Annotated in this window: 13 protein-coding genes and 2 pseudogenes; 9 read left to right on the top strand and 6 right to left on the bottom strand. The window is 44.4% G+C overall.

Annotated elements, in window-relative coordinates; genetic code table 11:
* Window positions 1–96 precede the first annotated feature (96 nt).
* From CKV94_RS08340 to CKV94_RS11205, 6 genes are all read left to right on the top strand, one after another.
* Window positions 97–759, top strand: a complete 663-nt coding sequence (locus tag CKV94_RS08340; RefSeq protein ID WP_003822128.1) for a heteromeric transposase endonuclease subunit TnsA — start codon at window positions 97–99, stop codon at window positions 757–759.
* Window positions 752–2,671, top strand: coding sequence for a Mu transposase C-terminal domain-containing protein (locus CKV94_RS08345; protein WP_003822127.1), 1,920 nt, complete (start codon window positions 752–754; stop codon window positions 2,669–2,671). Before CKV94_RS08340 ends, CKV94_RS08345 begins: the two co-directional genes overlap by 8 nt.
* A complete protein-coding gene (locus tag CKV94_RS08350; protein WP_003822125.1) occupies window positions 2,671–3,564 on the top strand; it encodes a TniB family NTP-binding protein in 894 nt (297 codons plus the stop codon). The genes CKV94_RS08345 and CKV94_RS08350 overlap by 1 nt, the downstream gene beginning before the upstream one ends.
* On the top strand, window positions 3,522–4,640 hold the full coding sequence (locus CKV94_RS08355; protein ID WP_035579808.1) for a TniQ family protein: 1,119 nt from the start codon (window positions 3,522–3,524) through the stop codon (window positions 4,638–4,640). Before CKV94_RS08350 ends, CKV94_RS08355 begins: the two co-directional genes overlap by 43 nt.
* Window positions 4,637–6,055 (top strand): hypothetical protein, encoded by a 1,419-nt coding sequence (locus tag CKV94_RS08360; protein ID WP_197696256.1) that lies wholly within the window; start codon window positions 4,637–4,639, stop codon window positions 6,053–6,055. The genes CKV94_RS08355 and CKV94_RS08360 overlap by 4 nt, the downstream gene beginning before the upstream one ends.
* Window positions 6,056–6,219: 164 nt before the next feature.
* Entirely contained in the window at window positions 6,220–6,435 is a 216-nt protein-coding gene (locus CKV94_RS11205) for a hypothetical protein (protein ID WP_035579802.1), read from the top strand.
* Here the strand turns inward: CKV94_RS11205 and CKV94_RS08365 are convergent.
* Window positions 6,371–7,261, bottom strand: coding sequence for a VENN motif pre-toxin domain-containing protein (locus tag CKV94_RS08365; protein ID WP_003822119.1), 891 nt, complete (start codon window positions 7,259–7,261; stop codon window positions 6,371–6,373). The two genes, CKV94_RS11205 and CKV94_RS08365, sit on opposite strands and share 65 nt — an antisense overlap.
* A gap of 149 nt (window positions 7,262–7,410) precedes the next feature.
* Between CKV94_RS08365 and CKV94_RS08370 the strand changes: the two genes are divergently transcribed.
* On the top strand, window positions 7,411–7,842 hold the full coding sequence (locus CKV94_RS08370; protein ID WP_080543223.1) for a hypothetical protein: 432 nt from the start codon (window positions 7,411–7,413) through the stop codon (window positions 7,840–7,842).
* A 206-nt stretch (window positions 7,843–8,048) separates the two neighbouring features.
* On the opposite strand, the gene CKV94_RS08375 is transcribed toward CKV94_RS08370, so the two are convergent.
* From CKV94_RS08375 to CKV94_RS08385, 3 genes and pseudogenes are all read right to left on the bottom strand, one after another.
* Window positions 8,049–8,720 carry a hypothetical protein gene (locus tag CKV94_RS08375; protein ID WP_003822115.1) on the bottom strand — a complete coding sequence of 224 codons (672 nt, stop codon included), beginning with the start codon at window positions 8,718–8,720 and terminating at the stop codon, window positions 8,049–8,051.
* Between the two features lie 400 nt (window positions 8,721–9,120).
* Window positions 9,121–9,615: pseudogene (locus tag CKV94_RS08380) on the bottom strand (IS1595 family transposase); the annotation flags it as partial.
* A 571-nt stretch (window positions 9,616–10,186) separates the two neighbouring features.
* Entirely contained in the window at window positions 10,187–11,080 is an 894-nt protein-coding gene (locus CKV94_RS08385; RefSeq protein ID WP_003822113.1) for a metallophosphoesterase, read from the bottom strand.
* 137 nt (window positions 11,081–11,217) lie between these two features.
* Between CKV94_RS08385 and CKV94_RS08390 the strand changes: the two genes are divergently transcribed.
* Window positions 11,218–11,952 carry a metallophosphoesterase gene (locus CKV94_RS08390; protein ID WP_003822112.1) on the top strand — a complete coding sequence of 245 codons (735 nt, stop codon included), beginning with the start codon at window positions 11,218–11,220 and terminating at the stop codon, window positions 11,950–11,952.
* 178 nt (window positions 11,953–12,130) lie between these two features.
* Window positions 12,131–12,913 (top strand): hypothetical protein, encoded by a 783-nt coding sequence (locus CKV94_RS08395; protein ID WP_035579891.1) that lies wholly within the window; start codon window positions 12,131–12,133, stop codon window positions 12,911–12,913.
* A 50-nt stretch (window positions 12,914–12,963) separates the two neighbouring features.
* Here the strand turns inward: CKV94_RS08395 and CKV94_RS08400 are convergent, their stop codons facing one another.
* The gene (locus tag CKV94_RS08400) at window positions 12,964–14,712 is read right to left on the bottom strand and encodes a hypothetical protein (RefSeq protein WP_003822109.1); all 1,749 of its coding nucleotides are present in this window, start codon (window positions 14,710–14,712) and stop codon (window positions 12,964–12,966) included.
* Between the two features lie 92 nt (window positions 14,713–14,804).
* A pseudogene (locus tag CKV94_RS08405) lies at window positions 14,805–15,314 on the bottom strand (magnesium chelatase domain-containing protein); the annotation flags it as partial.
* Between the last annotated feature and the right edge of the window lie 7 nt (window positions 15,315–15,321).

Here is a 15,321-nt window from a genome sequence, read left to right on the forward strand (position 1 = left end):
CATCTTTATACCCTTAAAAGGTACTATTTAATGGCGACAAAACCACAAATAACTGTCAAGATATATTAGAAGATACCAATAAAGGTCGAATTATTTATGAAAATAGAACCAACCTTTCAACAGGTTCGTAAGATTAAACCGACACGTTTTAGCGTATCAGGTTTACTCCCTTTTAAAGAAGGGATAAGCATTCCTTACGAATCTACACTTGAGCGTGATCTCTTGCTCTATTTTACTTATATGCCTGCGGTAGAGGAAATCATTTCTCAACCTGTTCGCATTCTATTTGTGAAAAATGGAATGACTTATCCTTACACGCCTGATTTCTTTATTCGTTTCAATGATGGACGACCATCGCTTTTGATTGAAGTAAAACCGAAATCAAAATGGCAGGAACATTGGCGTGATTGGAAAGAAAAATGGAAGGCAGCAATCGCATTCAGCAAAAAGAACGAATGTATTTTTCATGTTTATGATGAGGATAGAATTCGTCACCTTGCATTATTTAACATTAACGCGGTTCAGCGTTACAAACGATTACAGTGCGATCCTGAAGATATTGGAGCGATACTTACTCAAGTTAAATTACACGGTGGTACCACGATAGATTTTCTGCTTTCTCGTCTTTTTACAGGCTCACTCTATCGAACCAAAGGGTTACAAATTATCTATCACTTATTAGCAACCAAGCAACTGACATGCAACTGGTTTGAACCATTATCTGAATTTACCGAAGTTTGGGGGTATTCAAATGACTAAAGGATTTATTCATCCTCGCTATCACGGTCGATTAGAGCGCGGCCGTCTCATTTTACAAAAAGGCAACATTTATGTAAATCGTGAAGATGGTGAACAATATGAACTGATTGAGTATTTAGATGAAGATGCACAAGTGATGATCCGGAATCTTCATACTCGCCAAAGTAAGATTGCCAGTATTCATCAGCTTGAGAATTTGAAAGTGAGTGAACGCGAAGATGTTTCTGTTGATTTAAGTGCCATCAGCGACGAATACTGGGAAAAAGCGTTAGAAAAATATGAAATGATTAAACCGTTACTGAATTGCGAGCAGCATTGTCCTGCCTCAGTAAAAGAACGTGCCAAAGAAGTAGGTGTAAGTGATCGAAGTTTATATCGTTGGATTCAAGCATATAACTCACTCGGCTCAATAGCTGGTTTAGTCGATCGTAAGCGTGGTTGGGCTAAAGGCAACTCTCGTTTGAGTAAAGAACAAGATGAGTTGATAACGGCAGTCATCAATAAATTTTACTTGCATAAACAACGCCCAACGATTGAGCAGACGATCCGTGAAATACAGCGTATTGCTAGTCAAAAGGGACTTGATAGCCCAAGTCGCCGCACGATCCGACAACGTATTTTGCGTATTTCAGAAGAAGAAAGATTGCGTAAGCGTGGGCAGAAAGAAAAAGCGAAAAATAAATTTATTCCGAAGCCGAATAGTTTTCCTAACGTAGATTTTCCTTTAAGTGTCATTCAAATCGACCATACGCCTGTTGATTTAATTATTGTGGATAATCAGTATCGCAAGCCGATTGGCAGACCTTACTTAACATTGGCAATGGATGTATATAGCCGAATGATTACCGGGTATTATCTTTCTCTTGATGCCCCATCGGTAACATCGGTTGCAATGTGTATTGCTCGCAGCATTTTGCCGAAAGAGCGACTATTACTAGATCATAACGTAAAAGGTGAATGGGCGGTGTTTGGTTATCCGAATAAAATCCACGTTGATAATGGAGCAGATTTTCGCTCGCTTGATTTATCAAAATCTTGTGAGGCACACGGCATTGCGCTTGAGTTCCGCCCTGTTGGTCGTCCTGAATTTGGCGGACATATTGAACGTGTAATCGGTACGTTTATGAAAGAAGTTCATGGTTTGAGTGGGACAACATTCTCTAACACGAAAGAGAAAGATACCTATCAATCGGAAGCCGAAGCGGTAATGACTTTAGATGAATTTGAAACGTGGTTGATTAACTATATTGTCAATGTATATCACAAACGGACTCATTCTGCATTAGGTATGTCGCCTGTTCAAAAATGGCGATTGGGTATTTTCGGTGATAAAGATCACGTTGGTTGTGGTTATCCGCAAATGCCTGTTGATGAACAGACCTTATTACTTGATTTCTTACCAAGTGAAAAACGGACTATTCAGCACAATGGTGTAACGATTGATGGTTTACGTTATTACGATGTAGCACTTAATATGTACATCAACGATTCAGATGAAAACGGTAAAAGTAAGGAATTTTTATTCCGTCGAGATCCTCGTAATATCGGAAAAATTTGGTTCTATGATCCGAAGTTGAAGCGTTATTTCCCTATTCCGTTTGCAGACCAATCTTTACCCGATATGAGTATTTGGGAATACAAGCAAGTTCGCCAGTTTTTGAAAGATAAAGATGAAAAACTGATTCACTCGCAGCAAATTCACGATGCGTTAACTGAAATGCGTGATTTGGTTGAACAATCGGCACAACGCACGAAAAAAGCACGACGACAAGCTCAACGGCAGAAAGTCCACGCAAAAAGTAAGGTAGTTATTCCAACAACTTTACCCGAAAGCAAACCAACAGAAACAGTCAAAACACCTGCTTCTAACTTGCTTTTAGATAATGAGTTCACGTTTGGAGATATTGAATAATGGAAAAACAATATGAGTATGTTCACGAAAAATTCCGTCATTTAGTGACTGCAAGCAATCAGGAACGGATTGAGTTTTTAGATGAACCACGTTGGGTAGGTTATGCCGTTGCAAATAAGATCATTGATAATTTGGTTTCCTTAATGAATAAGCCGAAACGCCCTCGCATGTTCAATTTGTTGGTAGTCGGTGATTCTAACAATGGGAAAACTACGCTTATTCGACACTTTTATGATTTGTACGGCATACATTTCGTGGACAGCCAGCCGGACGGTATACGCCCCATTATTTTGGCAGAAGCACCACCGAGTGCAAATGAAAAAGAGCTTTATATCTCGTTACTGGAGCGTTTTTATGTTCCATATCGACCAACGGATAGCGTAGCTAAATTGCGTTATCAGACGATTCACTTATTCCGTGAGTACAAGGTGAAAATGCTGATTATTGACGAATTTCATTCATTGCTTGTAGGGACACCGCGTTTACAACGCCAAGTGATGAATGCGATTAAGATGCTATGTAATGAGTTGCAGATTCCGATTGTAGGCGTAGGTACAAAAGATGCAATCCGTGTTTTACACACCGATCCGCAGCACGCTAGTCGTTTTGATGTAGCGGAGTTGCCAACGTGGAAATTGGATAAGGATTTTCAAAAATTACTCTTCCAATTTCAAGGTATTTTGCCATTGAAAAAATACTCTAATCTGCAATCGCCAGAGTTAGCGACAAAAATTCATACGATTTCAGGTGGTAATTTAGGGAATGTACATCGTTTATTAACCGCGTGTGCCGTTGAAGCGATTACGACAGGAACAGAGCAAATTACATTAGATATTATCGAGCATAATTCATGGGTACAACCAACGCATGGCTTACGAAAAATTATCGGATAAAATCAGGGATTATTCGAACACCGATTTACCTCAATGAAAGCATCAGTTCGTGGCTCATTCGTGCCGCCTTAGATTGTGGTACTGAGCCGATTACATTTACTGGATTTTATTGGGATAAGTGGCGACTATGGATATATGATTTAGATAGAGGGTTTGAACCGATTGCACCGCAGATTTATGAAGATATTAGGGCGTTATCGTTGAATCAGCAGGTAAACTTAGTCAACCATTCGCTTTATTCCGTATTGAGACCGATTAATGGCGAAAGCACCCTTATTAAAGGTCAAGCGAAGTGGGTGATTTCAAGAGGTTCGCGTAATCGCACTTTTCGTGTCGGTCAATCTTATTGTCCTTGTTGCTTAGAGGAAACACCTTATTTGCGTAATGAATGGCGTTTTGCGTGGCATTTTGGTTGTTCGAAACATCAAGTTTTACTTGAATCTAAATGCCCTTGTTGTGGCGAACTGTATCAACCTCATTTGCTTTCCGCAGAAAAACGACACTTAAATTACTGTCATCAATGTGGTGAGAAATTACAGGTTGTTACAACAGCACTTAATGAAATAGAAATCGCAACAATGGAAACGCTTGATAACGTGTTTATGACTAATTCAGGTGAATGTTTTGGAAAACGTGTGGATGCACAAATATACTTTGCTATATTGCGTTACTTCATCAATTTTGTTCGGTGTGTAGCACTCGCAAAATCCACTCACGCTTTTGCAAGATTTGTGGAAGAATGTGGCATTTCTCAAGCAGAAATATGCCAAACCAAAACCGCCCTTGCGTTTGAACAACTTCCTGTTGAAGAACGTAAAAATTTACTGGTAAACTCGATTAAAATCATAAATTTATCAAGTAAGGATTTCATTCAGGCTATTCAACAAAGCGGTATAACACAAAAGGCGTTCGACTTTGAAAAGTATCCTACGAAGCTTGATACACTCTTTAAATATGCACCAGAAGGCAAAACTGTAAGCCGTAAAACAGTAACCAATAAACCTAAGACCAATTCTGTTTTAAGTCTAAATCGTCAATGGGAACGCTTAAAACGACAGTTAAAAATCGCAGCATGAAAATCACTAAAATTTGCTCTCAAAAGAGAAATAGTTGCTCTATTTGTGGCAAAGCTCAAGTTACACGCAAGTTCCAAGAGGAATATTATTGTGCGAATTGCTATTCTCAATGGTTTAAGAAAAAGACTTGTAAGCAATGCGGACAACTCAAGCGTATTCACCGTGACGGCGAACTTTGCCTTGAGTGCGAAAAATTAACGGATTGTGTGCGCTGTGGTAAAACCTCAGGTACGTTTGAAATCGGTATGATAAGTCATTACGGTGCAGTATGTAGTTCTTGCACTCGTTATTTCCGAGAGGAAATAGAATGTTCAGAGTGTGGTAAAATGACACGCGATAGATACCGTTCACCAGTAACGAACGAATCTGTCTGTTTGCAGTGCTATCGCCGATATACTTTTGCAACTTGTAAGAATTGTCGCCGTTATCGTAAGGTTCATAACCAAGAGAAACAATTATGCAAGAAATGTGACGAACAGTTACTTTCAACTTGCCCGAAATGCAAAGGTGAAATGCCATCGGGCTACGGTAATGTTTGCCCTGATTGTGCAAGACGAAGTTTATTGTTCAATATGATTCGCCTGAATGGACATATCTTGCGTAATAAAGCAGTTAAAACCGTCTACAAGAAGTTCATTTTCTGGTATATGCGAAAATGTGGTATCGGCGTTGCTTTGCATAAAGGCTCGGATTTTATGCTCTTCTTCATTGATTGTGATGATATTTGGCAGAAAATTCCTAATTATGCGGAATTGGTAACACACTTTAAACCGAATGGATTACGTGCCAATTTAACTGTATTACGCTGGTTGCTTGATACGAATCAAGTTGTCATTGATGAAGCGTTAAAGGACGATTTAGTGGAATTAGAACGCATACAGGCTCTTTTTAACAAACTTAAAGAATCTATACCTTGTATCGCAAGCTATTATCAGAAATTACAACGGCAATGTGATGAGGGTAAAACTTCACTTAAATCAGTACGATTAGCCTTGCAGCCTGCGATAGACTTAATCAGTACTAACGAGATTACGGACTACCCAACACAAGACCAACTAAACCAGTATCTTGTGGAAAAATCAGGTCAAACAGCAGCTATAACAGGCTTTATCAACCATTTAAAATCGAAGTACCACCGAGAGCTTGAAATTGACCGTAAACTGATTCAGAAAATTAAGACTAAACAGCTTAAAAAGCATTGTTTTCAGCGGCTAGTCGAACTCTATAAAAAGTTTGAACTTACCGACAACGAACAAATGGAACTGGTTTATGTAGTGCTATACAGCCTACACAGTATAGAGGTGAAACAACCAAAACAAGACAGCATTTTACTGCTTGATGGTGTAGCCTACTACCGTAGCGGAGATAAGGATTATTTCCTACCACACGACATCTATCAGCGCATAAAACCGTAGTTTCTGTAAGTTCAGATTGACACTTGCCCCCAAGGAACAAGCAGATTGAAATTTTTGAGAATACCGTAAATAAACTCTACACGGTGTGTGAAGATTACCCCAACTATTCTGTTATGGCAAGAGGTTGCAAATGTTTTTCAGGTGCTTGGTCTGCAGGTGTATTGTTGTCTGCCAGGCAACCCAATACTGCCAATAATTGCTTCTTCACCCAGCCCTACTGCTTCAACCGCGACCATCTCACCACCATCAATTCGTTTCTCGACATCCTGTTTGCCAACTATGCCAAGGTGCTGCCGATACGGGTGGACTTGGAAATCATGCAGGGCTATGTGCCGGCATACGGCTACCGCCATTGGCAGCCGCAGTCTTGCTTTGGTTAATGGCTGCTCTCTCTGCCCCTCGGGCAGCATTTCTAGACACCATAGTAGAGCCACTGGCAGCAAATTTCTGCTCCCCGACAGCAGTTCTCCCAAGTATAGCCCTTCTACTAGCAATACCCGCTGCTGCTTCAGTTTCGCTAGCTGCTGTTCTTACTGCCGTTGTTGCCGTTCGGCCTGCGGCAGCCTTAGCACCAGAACCTCCTCCTTTAGGACCGAAAGCGGCACCAAGCCCTAATGTTGTGGATGCTTCTGCCAATTGTTCGATTGCTCGGCGCTGTTGCTCTGGTGTGTCGTACTGCAAATCGTGTCCCCATTGCCGTAAGGAGGCTCTTAATCTGCCGTCTCTCACCCGGTCTGCCATATCTAACAGGGCTTGACCTTTAGCTTGGTTGTTAGCCATGCCTGTCTGGCAATAATTCGAACGAGCCGTGCAATGAATAACTACTGCTAAAGTTTCAAGTGAGGCATCACCAAGCCCGACGGCTCCATTAAGTGCATTCCCAAGCCCTAAAAAGAAGCCGCTGATTGCCGGCTTATTAGGCCATCGTTCACGTGCAGCTTGTGCGGCTCTTTGAGCTCTTTCGGCAATATACTTTTGAATATCATCACCGAGCAGTGAATTATTCTCCACCGCATTCTGCCCAATCACCCCGGCCACCTGCGCATTGAACGACGACCCGTTTCCTCCGCTCGCACCCACCACGGAAGCTACGGCGCTGCCGATGCTGCAAATCTCTTCTTTGATGTTTTCAGGTAGCCTGTTGGGATCAAACTCCCCGGTAACGGGATCATTGTAGCTGACGCCGTCGTTATACTGTTCTGCCATCCATTGGGTCTGCCATCTATTGGGCGCTCTTCTCGGCGGCAACGGCACTGCCGCCGCCCAGCAGGGGATCGCTGTGGTTGGCATAGCTGGAGATAGGCTTCGTAGCTGTCGTCATTTTGGGCTTGTAGGTCGGCTTCGTAGCGTTTGCGGTGCTCCTGCCGCTCTTTGGCGGCATCTGCGACCATTCTGCTTCTGAATGTTTGCACGCCGCTGCCGATGTCGGCGGTGGCTTTGAAGACGATCTGCTGCCGCTGCAATACGGCTTCAAGGTCGGGCAGTGCCTGGGCTTGCTGATGGGCGGTGGCGGCGTCGCTGTGGATGCCGATTTCTTGGGTGGTGGTGGTGCGCCCGCCAATGTTGAGGATGCCGTCGCTAACCGAGCTGATGTAGCAGGTGCCGGTGAGGTAATCGACCACCGGGATGCCGAGATGATCTGGAAGCTGAGGCAGTCGGCCTATTACTTGGCCAAAGAGCAACCCGACCATCTGACGGCGAAACAGCACTACGCCAAAAGACTACGCTGCCTGACGACGGGGCAGATTCCGATTAAAGACGGGAGTGGGAGAAAGAGAAAGGTATGAGCGAAAGACCCGGTGAAGGCGAGGCAGATGGCGTGGTTGCGGGAGACAGGAGTAATTGGGGAGGGGAGGAGGTGGTAGAGGGAGGGGGAAAGAAAGGGGGCTACCTGAAAATCTTTCAGGTAGCCTCTTCTATTTCTATACTGTACTCACCATATCAATAGTTGTATGAAACAGAAAAATAAACATCAATATCTATAAATAATAAACTATTTATTCCTCAATATTTCAATCAAGGCGGCTTTAGATTGATAGAAGTCCAAATCGAACAATGCAATACCTAGATGTTTGCAGTATTCCTCTACCATTTCTACCGTAAGCCGGTTTTTTTTCAATCTTTCGTTGTATTTTTCTGTTTGCTCAAAAGGCAATGGCGTACCATATTCGGAAAATTCAATGCGGCTAGTTTCTTTATAAAGTTGTATGATTCTAGCTTCGCACTCGTGACGAGAAATCGGCTTACTTCCATCATACAAGCAAAATGAAACTATACCAAATTCATCTTTCTTAAAATATGGTTTCAAATATATAGTTAAGGCTTTCACTTTCCATAACATTGCTTCGTATTCTACACAGGAAAAGTCTGTACCTTCCTTATTGTTACCTATTAGCAATGACCAATTAGACTTAGTTTCTAATAGTAAATATTTAGAGGATCCAGTAATCTCAAGTGGGCTCAATAAATCTAATTTCTGACTAAGGGAATATTCCTCATTAAGATACGATAACTTTGGTCTTAAGTTCTGATAAAAATCGCTTAAATCTATACGTCTTTTCAAATAAAACTCTAATGCTTTTTCAAATGGCGCTCCAATAAAATAAAACTGTTTTAGGCTTGGGTGGCCGTCTTTTGCAAGAAAAATATCTTTGTTTATATTCATAACTTAGTCCGAGGTTTTTAAAATTACAATAGCATCTGGATCATTGCTTAACAACCTTGATGCATGTCCGGCTCCACGGTTCGAGCTGGTACGGTCGTATTCGACATAAATACGCCTCTTGGAGTCTGGTAAAGTGCCCTGAACATCCGGGCGACAGATCCCCACCCGGCACGATTGGCTGTTCACTTGCTGCTGGTTGATTCTAATATCTTCTGCATTCATCAAACGCAAATAGGTTACATCATTCTGCATGATTTGGTTTTGAGATGCACTTTTACCAACAGTCCTTCCTCTTAGGTCTAACCTAGCAGGTGGGTTGCTCTTAACATTTATATCCCGTGAAAGGCGAGTAAAAGGCTCTTGTTGACCATTAATAATAATGGGGCTTAGGAAGCAAAATTTATTTTAAAGGATTTTCCCGCAACATTCTCAGCAGTATTTTATATAAATCATCATGCCTGTGATTGAAGCGGAACTCGGTTTCTTTTAAATGCAGGTAAAACGTATGTTTCGGCACCCCGTTAAATTGCACCAAGCGATGCTTGGCGCAGCTCCAAAAAGATTCAATACCGTTAATATGCCGCGTACCGCGAACAAACTCATTGTCACCATGATGTACCCTGAAATGTTTGGCAAAACCCATATCAACCAATCCCTGATAACCGCGCCAACCGTCGGTATTGATGACACCCTCGATACCGACACGGCCTCTAATGACCTTTTGCAGCGTTGCTTTGGAAACATCGGGAACAATCTCGGTATAAACCTTGTCCCCGCGTTTCAAAATGCCGAAAACGATGGTTTCCCCACCCGCACCGCGCCCGCGTTTGCCCCTGATGCGTTTGGCACCGAAATAGGATTCGTCCAATTCTACAATGCCGTATAAAGAATTTGAGAGATATGTTGAATAAAGTGTGAAGAAAGGATGGCATCACCTAGTTTCCCGTCCCAAGCAATGTTAAGAATATATTTTGTTTTATTCATGCTGATCTCCTAATTTATAGATTGGAAACTATCGGTAACAAAATAGATGCATATTCGAATTAGAAGGGCGTGGAATCCCTCGAATTCTAACTATATTGGAATTCATTCTCGAGCAGTTAATGTATGCACAATACAGTAACACTATGTATAGTGTTTACTTATAAGCTTGCACACTATGCGCTGTCTGCTTTGGCATTGTGCGTATTGTCCACAGTATACGCTGGATTGGCTGAGTCATTTTGTTTGTGTGGCTGGCGGTGGTTTTGTTAAGAATAGTGGGTAATTTAGCTGATAGATTGGTATATTATGATGTCAGATGAGATATTTTCGTCTTAAATCCTGAAGTGTAACTTATGTATTTTTAGTGGGAAAGCTATGCGCTATTACATACTGGCCTTTCTACTTCGGAAATTGTTGTGCTTGAGATGCGAATACGTGGATGGCAATCATCTTTATTTCTAGCCCCTCATCTGTCTCTTGGTTCACACCATCAAAAACGGCAGCCCGTCTTTGATTTGCTGCTGTCCCGCCGGGCTGTCGGGCTTAAACTCTTCCTGATAATAACCGATGGTGTTGCTCACCGTCGGAATGCCGTATTCGTTGGTATAACGCACGGGCAGGTGTTGGTGGGCATGGCCGTGGATGCAGGCCGCAAGCTTTTCAGGTAGCCCGATTTCCGCATCCTCTGCCCACCGTGCAGGCAGTACCGTACCGTAGCCCAAGTCGGCATCACCGAACAGGCGGCTGGTCGGGTGGTGGGTGAACAATATGTTTTGCACGCCGGACGGGCTGGCACGCAGTGTGTCTTCGATAAAGCATACGCTTTGATGATGTGCCGCCAACACATCGCGGTACAACAGTTTGGCGTAACGGTTGCCGCGTTTGACCTTGATGTAGCGGTAGTCGCTCAATCTTTGCGCCACCGCATATTCGTCCCCATGCGCCACCTGATACCAAAACGGTGCGCCGATAATCTGCACGCGCCCGTTGTCGAGCGTGGCGCACTGGTTGTGCAGGATGCTCATGTGCGCCTTCAGTATCGGGCTGCCGTCCAGAGCCGCCTGAATCCGTCCGACCACCTTATGCAGCGCGTCGCCGTAATATTCGTGGTTGCCCATCACGTAAAGCACTCGGTCAAAGCCGTTGTCGGCAATCACGCTTTCCAGAAACGGCACGAAATAGTGGAACTTCCTGGCCTCGGTCAAATCGCCGGCAATCATCAGGATGTTGTGTTGCGTTGCAGGCTGCCTATTGCAGCGGAACAGTGGGCGGTAGATTTCGTCTAACACATCGGTTTGCAGCAGCCCGCGTTTGTCGAACAGCCATTCCAAGTGGATATCGGAGATGTAATTGAGTTGGACTGTGCGTGTCGGCATAAGAGGGCTTTCTGATATTGTGAATAATTAATGTCAAAACGGGCAGTAATTCGTCTGAATGGTTGGGGACGGGAATGATACAATATAAACAAATAGTTTCCCATCTCCCATTACAGGCTACCTGAAACCGCATCTCCATGAAAATCCAGCTCCTTTCCGACACTCACGGCAGCCCCTATGCCCTTCATCCCGAAGCCGATGTGATTGCCCACGCCGGCGATTTCGGCAACGGCTTGGCCGCCATGCGGCAGTTCCAGGCAGCCTGCAACGAGGCAGGCAAGCCCTATGTCTTTGTGTTGGGCAACCACGATTATTATCATGAAAACATGAGCGATGTGCGCCTGCAATTGCGCGACGAACCTTATCTGCGCGCGGGTAAAACCGTGCAAATCAACGGTCGGACCTTTGTCGGCGGCACGTTGTTCAGCAATTTCAGGCAGCACCAGGTCAGCGCCGAACAGTTTGAGCAAAACTGTAATTTGGCGCAGGTTTCCGTGGCCGATTTCGCCTATATTTTTGATTACCTACCCGACAGCCAAAACGAGAGGCGCATCACGCCCGAGGACTATGTCCGCCTGTACAACGAAGAATGGGCGTGGATACAGCGGTTTCGCGGTGCGGCCAGCACCATCGTCCTGACCCACTTCCCGCCCAATGCAGCCTGCACCGCCCCGCAGTTTGCCGAATCGCCGCTCAATCCCTATTTCATCAACGATGTGGATTTGACCGGCTTTGCCTACTGGTTTGCCGGACACACGCACACAGCGATGGATGCCAATATTCAAGGCTGCCGCGTGGTCATCAACCCCTTGGGCTATCCCAACGAAATCGGGCGCAACGGTTATCGGTACGGGTATCTGATTGAGGTGTAGCCTTGGCTTGGGGAATTGAGCTTCGCAGAAGCTTCAATGAGTGGACCGATGTCTTGGCGCAGCCAAGGCTGAGTTTCTGCGAAGCTAAAAACCACCCTTCAAGAAATACGCCATGTCCAAACCCACCGACAACCCCATCCGATCCGCCCATTCCCACGACTACACCGTTTTCCTCTGCATGCTCGCCGATTGGACATTTACGCGCTACCACACGCCCGACCAGCCCGAATACGCCGTGGTGTACGGCACGGTCGCCCAAGACTTCTCGGGGCGTTTTACCACCGGCAGCCGAATCCGCACCTCGCCCGTTAGCCAATGGGAATCGCTGTTGGCGCATACGCACAACTCGGTGTATTTCCTGCCGGAAGGTGCAGGCTGCTTTTGCGATCTGCCCGCGACCGTGCAGCCTACCATAGACAGTTTGGGTGTCGACCCTGCCGAAGCAGCCGCCATCCTGCACAACGCCTTAAAGCAGCCTGCACCCACCCTACCCGAAACCGCGTACTTCGGCGTGCCGGTCATCCGGCCGGCGGGGCAGAGCGATTGTCCGGTGGTTATGGAACGCCACATCGCCGCCTTGCCGTTCTACCCGTTTTGGCGGGACAGCAGCATCGGTTCAGCACAAAGCCTGATAGACGGCCAAACCGCCGTTTTCCTGCACGATTGGAACGCGTTCTGCCGCCTGTTTGTCCGTACCGGTAAACACCGCCATCAAACCGACAACAACAGTAAACAAGCGGCAGACGGGCAATACAGCTATTTCGGTCTGCCCGTTGTTCGCGTAGCAGAGTTGGGCAATGCATCCACCGTGGCGGAAGCCGACATCGCCAAGCTGCCGTTTTACGCCTATTGGCGCGAAACCGGTGCCTCCGATGTGTACCTGCTGGCGGATGGCACGTACGTTGTGCACCTTGCCGACTGGGAAGCCTTCTGTCGACAGTTGGTCTTAGCCGGCAGATAGGGCGGGTAAATGGTAAACAGTGCTAGTGGCTTCTACATCTTAGTTATTTATTAGAGTAATTTTTTAATTCCATTCCAAATCCAGTTATTATTCGTCTTTTTAGCTTCTACATGTCTAAACAACGACATTCTTCCGTTTTTGGAATCAACGTAATCACTACTTACGCCTTCACTTGATATAATCTCAATCAACAGCTTAAATAGATTCTCATCTCGACTATAAACATCACATTCGCCTAATAAGAATTGTTGAATGTTTTTTGGTTCGTAAACTATGCTACTAAAGCCAGACCTATCCTTTTTATTTCGAGCTGGAAAGCTTAGTACAAAGAATTTTCTTTGTTGAACATATACGTTCAATATTAATGCAGCGATTGGATAGTGCAGCATTAAAGAATCAAGGATTTTTTCTAATGAGACTAACGTAAAATTATCACTTTTGTTAAGCCCAAGTTTAGGTGTGTACCAATAGACTTCAGCGTCTTGTTCGTAACATAGGCGTTTAGCGTGTTCCCAAACGGTATCAAGACGTGATTTCCCTTCGATTTCATTTGTGTTTAGAATATCATAGAAACAGTTAGCAATGCCTGTAAGACCTGTTTTTCCTTGTTTCTCACCTACACCGTAATTTTCTGGTTCATCGTAGTTTAATAATTTAACCTTACCGCCTTTTTCGGTTTCTCGGGCAAGCGGAATACGGTCAATTACTCGTGCTTCGCCAAGTAATTTTAAATGTTCAATCACATCAGCTGTCACAAGGTTGTTTACATTATCTAATGCAATATCGAGTTTTTCAAGTTCGTGTTCTCGTTCTTGCTTTCTCGTTCTGTATTGGGGTTCGCGGTCTTGTTGTCCTTTACCATCTTCACTTGCTTTTATTGCAGAACGGTAATAAAGATTAATTGGCTCGCCCTGCGGTTGGCTAATTCCTGTAATTTGGCAGCAAAGCACTGAATTTCCTAATTCAATACCGTAGAAAGAAAGTGTGATAGGTTGGTCATGCCAACAAGAAATTCGGTAGTATGGTTTTTCTTGACCTTTGGAGAGAATAACGTTAGCCATTACGCTTTTCACCACCTTCTTCGTATAAGCGTCATATTTCAAGTGATAAAGAAACACTGCATCTTTCGTGGAAAGATTGTTCGGTACGAACACGCCTTTCCCTTCAAAGGATTCATTAAGGCGTAGCTTCTTCTCAACTTCATTCCAGTTATCTGTAACTAAGATGCGTTTTAACTCGCTCGAATAACCGTAGTGAGCCATGAAGAAGTGTAGCGGATGCAAGATGTAGTACTTATCTTCATCTTTGGAATGAATAATCAGCAACTGATTTCCATCACCATTAAAACCATTCAAGAAAGAAGAATGAACATATTTGCTTGCTTCAAATGGGTGAGATTTTTTATCTGAACAAAGTGACTTATAAGTCAATCCTTTACCCTTTGAAAAGGAAACTTTGAACTCTTTCAGCTTGAATTTGTATTTCGATTCGCCATTTTTCCAAATACTTCCGAATGGTACTTTATGTAGGTAGTTGATAGGTAGAGTAATAACAAAGAAGCTTTGATATTCTTTGCCAGTATCCTTATTGATATAGGTAGGTTTGGTTAAATTAATGAAAGTGACTTCAACGAGTGTTTTAGATTTATCTAGCGATAAACGGTTTTCATACCAAGTAGCAACGTACTCGTGTTCTTTATTGTAAAAGCCACGGAGCAGTTTATCTTCAAAATACTTTTCTAAATTAAGTGAGCAATACCAGTAAATTCTTTCCAAGTTATTCTCGTTGAAATATGACATAATCCACTTTCCTTTCAATTGTTCAAATAGGTTTAGTGGATTATAAATGATTTACTTTACAGTGCGACAGTTATTTGTATCGTTTGACAATAATTTGTATATTCAACAACGGCCACCAAGCTTTCGGCAGCCAATACTTCGGCGCGTTCAATCAGCGCGGCCTGCTCGGCGCTCTCTTGCGGCAAAATAAAACGACGCCGCGCCTGCGTGCTCTGCCACACCATGGCCAGCGCACCGCGCACCGGGCGCAGCAGGCCGGACAAGGCCAATTCGCCAGCCAGCTCGTATTTGGCCAATTCTTCGGGCGAAATGGCGATTTGGCCGGAAGCGGCGAGGATGCCAACGGCAATCGGCAGGTCGAAACGGCCGGATTCTTTGGGCAAATCCGCCGGGGCGAGGTTTACAGTGATTTTTTTGGCGGGGAAATCGAAGCCGCTTTGGATGATGGCGGCACGCACGCGGTCGCGGCTTTCTTTCACTTCGGTGTCGGGCAGGCCGACGATATTGAACACGGGCAGGCCGTTGGCCAAGTGGGCTTCCACTTCCACCAAGGGCGCGGCCATGCCGCTGAGCGCCCGGCTGTATACCACCGCCAAACTCATGCCGCGC

It is taken from the genome of Eikenella corrodens, assembly GCF_900187105.1.
Taxonomy (GTDB): Bacteria; Pseudomonadota; Gammaproteobacteria; order Burkholderiales; family Neisseriaceae; genus Eikenella; species Eikenella corrodens.